Raw genomic sequence first — 10,912 nt, 5'->3', positions numbered from 1 at the left:
ACGGCGGCGGCTGGTCGATGGGCACGTACCTGGAGCGGGCCGCGGAGCTGAGCGCCGCGGGGCTGCCGCTCGACCTCGTGGTGCGCGACCCCGGCCAGGCCCCCGACCTGGCTCCCGGGTCGCGCCGCTTCATGATGGACCCCTCCTGGAACCCCTGGCACGACGACGGCTTCCCACCCTTCGGCGAGATCGTCGCCGCCGCGCCGCCCGTCTATGAGCAGGCCGAGGACCACCACCAGGCACTCGACCTGACCAGGCACGCCGTGGCGGTCATGGCCAAACTGGGCGGAGGCACGATCCTCGACGCGTTCACCGCCGCGACGCCGATCATCGGCCTGGAGGGGTACGGCGAGCACGAGGATCGCAACGTGCGGTTCTGCGTTGATCTGGAGATCGGCATCACGTTCGAGACGTGGCGGGACACCGGCTTCTCGCTGGAACCGCTCGCGCGGATGCACCGGCGCCTGCTCGACCTGCGGGACCGGCCCCGCGACTACGCACGGGAGCTGGCCACCACGTAGATCACCCGCCACGTCGGCGACCCGGGCGTTCTCGCCGTGGTACCCCTGGCGCCGGCACCGCTCGCCGGCCTGAAACTTTCAGTTTGTTTCCGGGTGAACGCCGCGAAACCTGCCAGCAAGAGGGGCATGGGCCGCCGCTTGTCCGGGACAGAGAGAGGGCCGCGCCTTGACGGCACCTGGCCGCCTCGGATTTGCTCCGTCGCACCACCACCATGACGGAGGACAGGCAGGTGAGTGATGTTACGGGGTAGATCCATCTTCGCTGCTGTCGCGGTCACGGCGCTTCTCGTGACGGCCACCGGTGGTGCGGCGCTGAGCAGCAGCGCGACCACGTCACGCGGAGCGAGCGCCGCCGCGCCGACGCAGGGCTGTGGAAAGACTCCGACGCTCAGAAGCGGCACGCAGTCGATGCAGAGCGGTGGCCGGACTCGCTCCTTCATCTTGAGAATTCCCGACAACTACCGCAACGACAATCCCTACCGCTTGATCTTCGGGTTCCACTGGAGAGGAGGCACCGCCAACGACGTCGACTCGGGCGGGACCAGCGGATTCACCTGGTCTTACTACGGGCTCAGGCAACTGGCGAACAACACCGCGATCTTCGTCGCCCCCAGGGCCTGAACAACGGCTGGGCCAATTCCGGCGGCGAAGACCTGACCTTCGTCGACGACCTGATCAGGCTGATCGAAGCAGACCTGTGTGTCGACACCACGCAGCGGTTCGCCGGAGGTTTCAGCTACGGCGGCGGCATGAGCTACGCCCTGGCCTGCGCCCGGGCGACGGTCTTCCGCGCGGTCGCCGTCTACTCCGGCGCGCAGCTCAGCGGCTGCGCCGGCGGCACCCAGCCCATCGCCTACCTCGGGCTGCACGGTCTCAGGGACGACGTGCTCAACATCTCGCTGGGCCGCTCCCTGCGCGACACGTTCGTCAGGAACAACGATTGCACTTCCCAGAACCCTCCCGAGCCGGCACAGGGCAGCCTGAGTCACGTCGTCACCGCCTACTCGGGATGCCGAGCCGGGTACCCGGTCGTATGGGCGGCGTTCGACGGGGGTCATACCCCCGGCCCCGTGGACGGGTCCACCGCCGACGACGGCGCACGGACCTGGACCAAGGCAGTGGTGTGGAACTTCTTCAACCAGTTCCAGGGGGCACGAACGACACCACGCCACCCACCGCCCCTGCCGGGCTGACGGCCTCCGGCACCACCGCCGGCGGCACCAACCTGTCCTGGACCGCCTCCACCGACGACGTCGGGGTGAGCGGCTATGACATCCTGCGCGCACCCGGAGCCACCGGCGGCACCTTCGCCCAGGCCGGCACCTCGGCCACGACCTCGTTCAGCGACACGGGCCTGACCCCGAGCACCACGTACCGTTACCAGGTCCGCGCGCGGGACGCCGCCGGCAACCTCTCGCCGGTGTCCGACACCGTCCAGGTCACCACCAGCGGCGGCGGCACCACCGGAGCCTGCACAGCCACGCCGACCGTGCAGACCCAGTGGGGTACCGGGTACGTGATCCAGCCGCTGACGGTCACCAACACCAGTACCTCGACGATCAACGGTTGGACGGTCACGTTCACGCTCCCGGCCGGGCACACGCTGACCGGCTCGTGGAACGCCACCGTCACCACCAGCGGGCAGACCGTCACGGCCAGGAGCATGAGCTTCAACGGCACGCTGGCCCCCGGAGCCGGCACCACCAGCCTCGGCTTCCAGGCCGGCCGTCCCGGCGGCGACACGGCCCTGCCGTCCGGATACGCCTGCACCAGCCCGTGAACGACATCCAGACGATTTCCGATAGGGGAAAGGCCGTCACCATCTCTGCTCCGGAGTCAGGACGTGCCGGGTCCGGTCCCCGAGCCAGGCCGCTTCGAGGATCGCGGTCAGGCTGGCGGTGTCGGTCGGGCCCGGATGGTTCTGGATCAGGCGGGTGACACCGCCGGCCATCTCCGCGAAGCGCGGGAGGTCGGCGCGTGCCACGCCGATGTCCGCCAAGGTAGGAGGGATGCCGATGCCGGCGAGGAGCCCGTCGAGCCAGGTGAGGAACGTCTCCGCGGCCTCGTCCTCCGAGGCGCCGGTCACGTCGAGCCCGCACACCCCGGCCAGGATGGCCAGCCGGTCACCGATGGCGTCCCTGGCCGCGTCCAGCGCGTAGGGCAGCAGCAGCCCGACGCCCAGGCCGTGCGGTGTGTGGGTGGCTGCGCCGATGGGGTACTGGAGGGCGTGCGGAGCCGCGTTGCCCGCGTGGGCGAAGGCGAGCCCGGCCAGCATGGACCCGTAGGACATGTCCGCGCGCGCGTCCTTGTCGCCTCCGTCCCTGACGACCTGGGGCAGGCTGCGGGCGATCCGCTCCGCGGCCAGGAGCGCGTAGTGATCGGTGATCGGGTTGCGGCCGAGGAAGACCTGCTCCACCGGATCGCGCGGTCCGTGGGGCCGGGGCCGCGCGGTGTAGCTCTCCACCGCGTGGCAGAACGCGTCGATGCCGGAGTGGGCGGTCACGGTCGCCGGGCAGGTGTAGGTGAGCTCGGGGTCGACGATGGCGAAGTCGGGCACGATGTGGACGCTGGAGACCCCCACCTTCAGCTCGCGGTCCGGGTCGGTCAGCACCGAGACGGGCGTGAGCTCGGAGCCGGTGCCCGACGTCGTCGGGATCGCGACGAGCGGAATCGTCGGCCCCGGCACCTTCGACTCGCCGTAGAAGTCGCGCGGCGTCCCACCGTGGCATCGGATGACGCCGACGATCTTGGCGAGGTCGATCACCGTGCCGCCTCCGATGGCGAGGATGACGTCGGCGTCCACCTCTGCGGCGGCCGAGACGGCCAGGGCGACGTCGGTGAGCGGCACGTCCGGAGTCGCGTCGGCGAACACCTCGACGGCTTCGACCTTCTCCCGTACGGCGGCCACGATCTCGGCCACGCCCGGCTGCCCCAGAAGAACCCGGTCGGTCACGATGAGGACGCGCGAGCCGCACTCGGCCACCACGCGTGGAATGTTCTGCGCGACCCCTTCGCCCACGATCAGCTGGCGTGGTCCGCGGACGGTCTCAAGCATGTCGGTGCCTCTCTGGAACGTCGGCGGTGATGTGCTGGACCCCCGGGTTCCGGCGGATCCGTGCCGGTCACGGCAGGTCGATCGCCGCGTAGGTGACGTCGAGGTACTCGAGGATGCCCTCGTGCGACCCCTCCTTGCCGATCCCGGACTGATTCACGCCTCCGAACGGAGCCGACGGGTCCGAGATCAGGCCACGGTTGACGCCGACCATCCCCGTCTCCAGCCCCTCGGCGAACCGGAGCGCCCGCCGGAGGTCACGGGTGAAGACGTATCCGGCCAGGCCGTGCTCGGTGTCGTTGGCCTGCGCCATCACCTCGTCGTCGGACGTGAACGAGATGATCGGCGCCACCGGGCCGAAGATCTCCGTCCGCAGCATCCGGGCGTCTTCGGGCACGTCGACGAGGACCGTGGGCGGGTAGAAGTGGCCCGGCCCGTCCGGACGCTCGCCGCCCACCAGGACACGGGCGCCGCGATCGACCGCGTCGGCGACGAGCTCGTCGAGCTTGGTGACCGCCGCCTCGTCGATCAACGCCCCGACGTCCACGCCGTCGTCGAGACCGTGGCCCACCGAGAGCGCGCCCATCCGCTCGGTGAAGCGCGCCGTGAACTCCTCGCGCACCGGCTCCTCGACGTAGATCCGGTTGGCCGCGATGCAGGACTCCCCGATGTTGCGCATCTTGGCCACCATGGCGCCGTCGAGCGCGACGTCCAGGTCCGCGTCGGCACACACGATCAGGGCCGCGTTGCCGCCCAGTTCCATGGAGGTGCGCAGCACGTTGTCCGCCGCCTGTCGCAGCAGCAGCCGCCCGACCTCGGTCGACCCGGTGAACGACAGCTTGCGGGTCCGGCGGTCGGCCAGCAGCGCTGAGACCACCTCGCCGGCCCGCTCGGTGGTCACGACGTTGACGACGCCCGGGGGAACGCCGGCCTCCTCCATGATGCGGGCCAGGAACAGCATGGTGAGTGGCGTCTGGGCGGCCGGCTTGGTGATCGTCGTGCAGCCCGCCGCCAGCGCGGGAGCGATCTTGCGGGCACCCATGGCCAGCGGAAAGTTCCAGGGCGTCACGAAGACGCACGGTCCGACCGGCTTCGGCACGGTGAGGATGCGATATCCGCCGGCGGGAGCCGTGTTGTAGCGTCCCTCGACCCGCACCGCCTCCTCGGCGAACCAGCGGAAGAACTCGGCGCCGTAGGCCACCTCTCCCCTGGCCTCGGCGAGCGGCTTGCCCATCTCGAGCGTGATCAGCCGGGCGACCTCCTCGGATCGCCCGATCAGTGCCCGGTACGTCGCGGTCAGCAACTCCGACCGTTGTCGCGGCGGGGTCGCCGCCCACTCCGCCATCGCCGCGCTCGCCGCGTCCAGGGCGGCGAGCCCGTCGGCGACGCCGGCGTCCGCCACCTCGGCGATGGTCTTGCCGGTGGCCGGGTCCTCGACGGCGAAGGTGGCTCCGCCGGCGGCGTCGCGCCAGGCGTCGCCGATCCGCAGCCGCCGGTGCTCGGGGGCCAGGACGTTCATCGGGTCACTCATCGCGCCGCCTCCTGTGAAGTTCTCGATGCGCCACCGATCACCTTCCGGCTTCGGACAGCGCCAGCCCGGTGCCCGCATCGAACAGGTGCGCACGGTCCAGGTCGACCGTGACGAGCAGCCGCTCGCCCGGCGTACCGGTGACGGTGGTCCGTGCCTTGACCTTGAGGATCTCCGTCCCCACCCGGACGTCGACCACCGTCCGGTCACCGAGCGGCTCAAGGCCGTAGAGCTCACCCGGCACCGACGCGTCCCCCCGCCGCTCGACGGACAGGTCCTCCGCGCGCACGCCCAGCAGCAGCGGGCGACCGTCCTCGGCCGTGGTCCAGCGGGGCCGCGGCAGCGTCCAGCCTTCCGCCCCGACCAGACGATCTCCCTCGGCGTGGCAGGCGAGCAGGCTGATCGGCGGGCTCCCGACGAATCCCGCGACCCACTGGTTGGCCGGACGCTCGTACACTTCGGCCGGCGTTCCGGTCTGCTGCACCTTTCCCTCCTTGAGCACCGCGACCTGGTCGGCCATGGACAGGGCCTCGACCTGGTCGTTGGTGACGTAGACGAAGGTCGCTCCGAGGCTGCGGTGGATGCGGGTGAGCTCGGTGCGCATCTCGACGCGGAGCTTGAGATCGAGGTTCGTCAGCGGCTCGTCCATGAGGAACGCGCGTGGGTGACGGACCAGCGCCCGGGCCAGGGCGACCCGCTGCATCTCGCCGCCCGACAACTGCGCCGGACGACGCTGCAGCAGCCGTTCGATGTGCAGCAGGCTCGAGATCCGCTCGACGGCGGCGGCGATCTCGCTCGCGGAACAGCGGCGTGCCCGCAGCGGCGAAGCGATGTTCTCGTACGCCGTGTGCCTGGGGTAGAGGGCGTAGTTCTGGAAGACCATGGCCAGGTCGCGTGCGGCCGGGGCGTCACCGGTCGCGTCCCTCCCGTCCAGATGCACCGATCCGGCGTCGAGCTTGTCCAGGCCGGCGATCGCGCGCAGGGTCGTCGTCTTGCCCGCCCCGGAGGGTCCGAGCACGACGAAGAACGATCCGTCCGGAACGTCCAGCGTCACCCCGTCCAGGGCCTGGACCTTGCCGAAGGACTTGCGCAGCCCGCGCACCGCCACGGTTCCCATCAGGCCACCAGCTCTTCCGTGTGCACGTCGTAGACCGCCGGGGTCCCGCCGGTGTGCCGCAGCCCGACCGGTGCGTCAGCGGCGAAACGGACGGTCGGCGGCATCCGCACCCGTACGTCCCTCTGTCCGCCGTGGTCGACCACGTAGATGATCTCGTCGCCGAGCCACTCCGCCGAGACCACGCGGGCCGGGACCGAACGTTCCGCCTGTGGTTCGGTGACTTCCAGCGCCTCCGGCCGGACGCCCGCGACCAGGCGGCGGTCGCGCGGCAGGCCCGGCGGTGGCGTGAGGACCAGTCCGCCCTGACCGCGCAGCTTCCCGTCGGCCACCTCCACCTCGATCAGGTTCATCGGCGGGGAGCCGATGAACGCGGCGCAGAAGAGACTCGCCGGACGGTCGTAGACCTCCAGCGGCGTGCCGATCTGCTCGACGCGGCCCTTGTTGAGAATGGCGATCCTGTGGCCGAGCGACATGGCCTCGACCTGGTCGTGGGTGACGTAGACCATCGTCGTCCCCAGCTCCCCCTGCAGGTGCTTGATCTCCGTGCGCATGTCCGCTCTCAGCTCCGCGTCCAGGTTGGTGAGCGGCTCGTCCATGAGGAACGCGCGCGGCCGTCGCACCAGCGCGCGGGCGAGCGCGACGCGCTGCTGCTCCCCGCCGGACAGGCGGCGCGGCCGCCGGTCCAGGAGCGGACCGAGCCGCATCAGCCGGGCGGCCTCGTCGACCCGCTCGCGCACCTCCGCCTTGGGCAGTCCCTCGGCCCGCAGCGGGAAGGCCAGGTTGTCGCGGGTTCGCAGATGCGGGTAGAGCGCGTAGAACTGGAACACCATGGCGATGTCGCGCTCGGCCGGCGGCAGGTCGTTGACCAGCGTGTCGCCGATGCGGATGTCGCCCGTCGTCTGCCGCTCCAGGCCGGCTACGGCCCGCAGTGTGGTCGTCTTGCCGCAACCCGAAGGGCCGAGCATCACGAACAGCTCGCCGTCGCGGATGGACAGGTCCACGTGATCGACCGCGACCGTCCCGTCCGGGTAGCGCTTGTGCAGGGCGCTCACCTCGATGCCGGCCATCAGCGTCGCACCGCCCCGAGCGTCACACCGGCGACGAGGTGCTTGCGCACCAGATAGGCGAAGACGAGCACCGGCAGGGCGAACACCACGGAGGCGGCGGCCACCAGACCCCAGTCCACGGTGGTTCCGCCGATGAGGCCGGCGATGGCTGGCGGGGCCGTCCGCACGCTGTCGCTGGAGGTGAGAAAGATGGCGAACACGAACTCGTTCCACGAGAAGATGAGCGCGAAGACCGCCGTCGCGGCGATGCCGGGCAGCAGCAGGGGCAGGGTGTATCGCCAGAACGCCTGCAAGCGGGTGTAGCCGTCGAGCATGGCGGCGTCCTCGTACTCCGCGGGCACCTCGTCGACGAACCCCTTCATCATCCAGATCGTGAACGGGACGTTGAACGCGGCGTAGATGAGGATCAGGCCGAGCTTACTGTCGATGAGCCCGACCTGGCGGTACATGAGGAAGATCGGGATCACGACCACCACGGGCGGCATGAAGCGGGTGGACAGGATGAAGAACAGCTGGTCCTTCTTGGCCTTCATCGCGAAGCGCGAGTAGGCCCAGGCCGCCGGCACCCCCAGCACGGTGGCCAGCGCCGTGGAGGCCCCGGCGACCACGACGGAGTTGAGAAACGCGACGGACAGGGTCGAACGACCGCTGCCGGAGGCGACGAACACGTCCTTGTAATGGTCCATGGTGACCTTGAAGTCGAAGAACTTGGCCGGGATGGCGTAGACGTCCCGGTTCTCCTTGATGGACGTCTCGATCATCCACAGCACCGGAAAGAGCATCACGGCGGCCAGCACGGTCAGCAGCGCGACCTCCAGCGCGGAGCGGCCCCGGCCGCCGAAGCGGCGCGTGGGGGACCTCCGATCCCGGGCGGGCCGTGTGGACACGGCCTCGTCGACGGAGACGGCCATCAGTCCTCCTTGAGCTTGTTCAGGTAGCGCAGGTAGAGCTGTGTGAGGATGATGACGACGAGGATCATCAGGATCCCGTACGCCGAGGCGGTCCCGGTGTTGAAGCCCAGGAACGCGACCTTGTAGACGTGGAACGACAACGTCTCGGTGGAGACTCCCGGACCTCCGCTGGTGAGGATGTAGACGAGGTCGAACAGCCGGAAGGCCTCGATGGCCCTGAACAGCACGGCGATGAGGAGCAGTGGCCACACCAGGGGAAGCGTGATGGTGCGGAACCGGAACCACTCGGACGCCCGATCGATCGAGGCGGCCTCGTACAGGTACCGGGGAACCGCGGTGAGGCCCGCGAGTGCGATGAGCATGATGAACGGCGTCCACTGCCAGGTGTCGACCAGGATCAGGGAGATCAGGGCCGTTCGCTGCCCGGTGAGCCACTCCACCTGCCCCAGGCCGATCGAGCCGAGCATGCTGTTGACCACGCCGAACTGCGCGTCGAGCATGAACCTCCAGAACAGCCCCACCACGACCGGCGACAGCATCATCGGCACCAGGAACAGCGTGGTCAGCAGTCCTCGCCCGCGCGTGCGCCGTGAGATCAGGTAGGCGATGGCGAAACCGAGCACGGTCTGCAGGGTGACCGCGCCGACCACGTAGACCAGCGTCGTCAAGGCCCTCAGGTGAACCTGCTCAGAAGCCAGGATGGCGGTGTAGTTCCCGAACCCGACGAACTGGGCCGGCCCCCCACGGGTGGCCGAGTAGTCGGTGAAGGACAGGTACACCGCCCACAGCAACGGGAACACCGACATGGCGAGCAACAGCAGCAGCGCGGGCGAGGTGAAGGCCACGGCGAGCCCGCGGTCGCTCAGGCGGCGGGACCGGCCCGGTGCGGGCGGCGTCGCGGACGCCACCCGCCCGGGCTGGTCGGTCGTCAGGGGGGCGGAGTCACTCACAGTCCGCCGCCACCCTTGCCTCCGGCGGCGTCGAGCACGCTCTGCTGCTCCTTGGCGATGTCGTCGAGCGCCTCCTTCGGCGTCTTCGCGCCGTTGAGAGCCGCGTTCACGTTGGTGTTCTCGATGTCGACGAGGCGCGCGTACTCGGGCACGTTCCACATGTCCCGCATCCGCGGCACCGAGTCGGTGTACACCTGGTTGAACGGCGCGGCGTCGAGGAACTCGGGCGACTCCAGGGCGTCCGTACGCGAGGGCACGCCACCGGCCGCGGCCCACTTCTTCTGGATGTCGGCCTGCTCGAACCACTTCATGAAGCTCAGGGCCTCGGCCTGGTTCGCCTCGGGGGAATAGGCGGACACGTGCATCCCCATGCCGCCGAGAGGCACCAGGTTCGTCTTCTGGCTCGGCAGGGTGGCGAAACCCAGCTTGCCGAGAATCTGCTCCCGCGTGGTGCCGAGCGTCGACTGCTTCGGGTCGAGCAGGCCGCCGCTCGCGGCGATCCAGTTGAACGCGATGCAGGCCTTGCCCTGGGCGACAGCCGCGTTCACCTCGTCGATGAACCAGTTGCCTGAGCCCTTGGCGGTCAGCGGCTTCATCTTGTTGACCAGGACGTCCATCGCCTCCTGGCCCGCGGCGTCGTTGAGGACGCCGTTGATCTTGCGCGTCTTCGGGTTCCAGAGGTTGCCGCCGTAGACGCCGTTGACCGTGTTGTAGGTGACGGCCGCGGCGTCGGAGCCGTTGGCCTGGTGGAAGGCCAGTCCGCTGACGCCGGGGTTGTCCGCCTGGCACTTCTCGGCGACCGAGATCATCTCGTCCCAGGTCTGCGGTGGCTTGTCGCCGATCAGGTCTTTGCGGTAGATCATCGTCCAGGTGTCGCCGAGCAGCGGCAGTCCGTACAGGCTGGCGTTCTCGTCGCGCTTGCCGGTCTCCGCCTGGGGGAACTGCCCGTAGGCCGCCAGGAGGTACGGGTTGTAGGCGTTGACGTCGATGTTCTTCTTGACGAAGTCGGTGATGTCGAGGATGTTGCCGTTCGTCACGGCCTCGCCGATGTGTTGCGAGTCCAGGATCGGGATGTCGAAGTCGGTCTTGTGCGCGGCGAACTGGGTGAACATCGCGTCGTGCCAGTTCGCGTTCGGCACGGTCTTGACCTTGATGGTCACGTTCGGCCGCAGCTTGGTGTACTCCGCGTTGGCGAAGGTTTCCAGCGCGTGGGCGGGGGGCCAGTCGAACCAGATGAAGCTGAGGGTCAGCGGATCCTTGGTGAGTTCCGGAATGGTCGCCGGCGCCTTGGGGGCGCTGTCGCTCTGGCCGCCGCAGGCCGCCATGGTCGTGGCCACCACCATGGCCGCCGTCGCCAGCCGCACTTTTCGCCCGGGAACGGACAGTCGTCCTCTTCGCTGGGGATACCGCATCTTCTCGCCTGCTTTCTGGGCGGGGACTTCTGGAGCCTTGCTGCGTGCTTGGCCGAGCGGTTACTGGGTTGTTCGGGCGTGTCACCGGCCGGCGCAGGGCTGACCCGCGGACCGGAGTCACGCATGCGCCGCGACGTGGTGGGCTTCAAGCAGCCGGGAATTCGGTCCTTGTACGGTCCGGTGGCGAACCGAGCAGGACGTCGAGCATGCTCATGAAGCTCCAACTGATCGAAGCGGAGCGATGGCGGACGGTTCCCCGATAGGTGAGGATGGCTGGCATCCGCCACCTTTCCTATACGATCCGGTGGGGAGCGTCAACATCCCGCAGTATGGCGACCGATGTCAACAGGTTCC

11 protein-coding genes are annotated in these 10,912 nt (G+C 69.3%); 4 read left to right on the top strand and 7 right to left on the bottom strand.

The features are described 5' to 3' along the window. The 4 genes from ABFX54_RS26520 to ABFX54_RS26505 form a co-directional block, all read left to right on the top strand. Positions 1-521 (top strand): hypothetical protein (locus tag ABFX54_RS26520; RefSeq protein WP_428834574.1); only part of this gene is annotated, 521 nt, incomplete at its 5' end. A 441-nt stretch (positions 522-962) separates the two neighbouring features. Further along, complete coding sequence (locus ABFX54_RS26515; RefSeq protein ID WP_346109059.1) at positions 963-1,142, top strand: hypothetical protein; 180 nt, start codon at positions 963-965, stop codon at positions 1,140-1,142. Positions 1,143-1,270: 128 nt separating this feature from the next. Next, the gene (locus tag ABFX54_RS26510; RefSeq protein WP_346109057.1) at positions 1,271-1,714 is read left to right on the top strand and encodes a CE1 family esterase; all 444 of its coding nucleotides are present in this window, start codon (positions 1,271-1,273) and stop codon (positions 1,712-1,714) included. Continuing rightward, a complete protein-coding gene (locus tag ABFX54_RS26505; protein WP_346109055.1) occupies positions 1,645-2,301 on the top strand; it encodes a cellulose binding domain-containing protein in 657 nt (218 codons plus the stop codon). Before ABFX54_RS26510 ends, ABFX54_RS26505 begins: the two co-directional genes overlap by 70 nt. Before the next feature lie 36 nt (positions 2,302-2,337). On the opposite strand, the gene ABFX54_RS26500 is transcribed toward ABFX54_RS26505, so the two are convergent. The 7 genes from ABFX54_RS26500 to ABFX54_RS26470 form a co-directional block, all read right to left on the bottom strand. Further along, positions 2,338-3,576 (bottom strand): iron-containing alcohol dehydrogenase, encoded by a 1,239-nt coding sequence (locus tag ABFX54_RS26500; RefSeq protein ID WP_346109054.1) that lies wholly within the window; start codon positions 3,574-3,576, stop codon positions 2,338-2,340. A gap of 67 nt (positions 3,577-3,643) precedes the next feature. Then, positions 3,644-5,104, bottom strand: coding sequence for an NAD-dependent succinate-semialdehyde dehydrogenase (locus tag ABFX54_RS26495; RefSeq protein ID WP_346109052.1), 1,461 nt, complete (start codon positions 5,102-5,104; stop codon positions 3,644-3,646). A gap of 37 nt (positions 5,105-5,141) precedes the next feature. Further along, positions 5,142-6,218, bottom strand: a complete 1,077-nt coding sequence (locus ABFX54_RS26490) for an ABC transporter ATP-binding protein (protein WP_346109050.1) — start codon at positions 6,216-6,218, stop codon at positions 5,142-5,144. Continuing rightward, complete coding sequence (locus ABFX54_RS26485) at positions 6,218-7,285, bottom strand: ABC transporter ATP-binding protein (RefSeq protein ID WP_346109048.1); 1,068 nt, start codon at positions 7,283-7,285, stop codon at positions 6,218-6,220. Before ABFX54_RS26485 ends, ABFX54_RS26490 begins: the two co-directional genes overlap by 1 nt. Next, the gene (locus tag ABFX54_RS26480) at positions 7,285-8,196 is read right to left on the bottom strand and encodes a carbohydrate ABC transporter permease (RefSeq protein ID WP_346109047.1); all 912 of its coding nucleotides are present in this window, start codon (positions 8,194-8,196) and stop codon (positions 7,285-7,287) included. Before ABFX54_RS26480 ends, ABFX54_RS26485 begins: the two co-directional genes overlap by 1 nt. Then, complete coding sequence (locus ABFX54_RS26475; protein WP_346109045.1) at positions 8,196-9,146, bottom strand: carbohydrate ABC transporter permease; 951 nt, start codon at positions 9,144-9,146, stop codon at positions 8,196-8,198. Before ABFX54_RS26475 ends, ABFX54_RS26480 begins: the two co-directional genes overlap by 1 nt. Then, positions 9,143-10,510, bottom strand: coding sequence for an extracellular solute-binding protein (locus ABFX54_RS26470; protein ID WP_346109044.1), 1,368 nt, complete (start codon positions 10,508-10,510; stop codon positions 9,143-9,145). The genes ABFX54_RS26475 and ABFX54_RS26470 overlap by 4 nt, the downstream gene beginning before the upstream one ends. Between the last annotated feature and the right edge of the window lie 402 nt (positions 10,511-10,912).

The organism is Nonomuraea maheshkhaliensis (assembly GCF_039529435.1).
Lineage (GTDB): Bacteria > Actinomycetota > Actinomycetes > Streptosporangiales > Streptosporangiaceae > Nonomuraea > Nonomuraea maheshkhaliensis.
This window is presented reverse-complemented; position numbering and strand designations above follow the sequence as displayed.

What these genes read in the sequence shown, in the direction of transcription:
- ABFX54_RS26510 (WP_346109057.1), top strand. Translation starts at nt 1,271, where the DNA reads ATGAGCTACGCCCTGGCCTGCGCCCGGGCGACGGTCTTCCGCGCGGTC.
- ABFX54_RS26500 (WP_346109054.1), bottom strand. Translation starts at nt 3,576, where the DNA reads ATGCTTGAGACCGTCCGCGGACCACGCCAGCTGATCGTGGGCGAAGGG.
- ABFX54_RS26495 (WP_346109052.1), bottom strand. Translation starts at nt 5,104, where the DNA reads ATGAGTGACCCGATGAACGTCCTGGCCCCCGAGCACCGGCGGCTGCGG.
- ABFX54_RS26490 (WP_346109050.1), bottom strand. Translation starts at nt 6,218, where the DNA reads ATGGGAACCGTGGCGGTGCGCGGGCTGCGCAAGTCCTTCGGCAAGGTC.
- ABFX54_RS26485 (WP_346109048.1), bottom strand. Translation starts at nt 7,285, where the DNA reads ATGGCCGGCATCGAGGTGAGCGCCCTGCACAAGCGCTACCCGGACGGG.
- ABFX54_RS26480 (WP_346109047.1), bottom strand. Translation starts at nt 8,196, where the DNA reads ATGGCCGTCTCCGTCGACGAGGCCGTGTCCACACGGCCCGCCCGGGAT.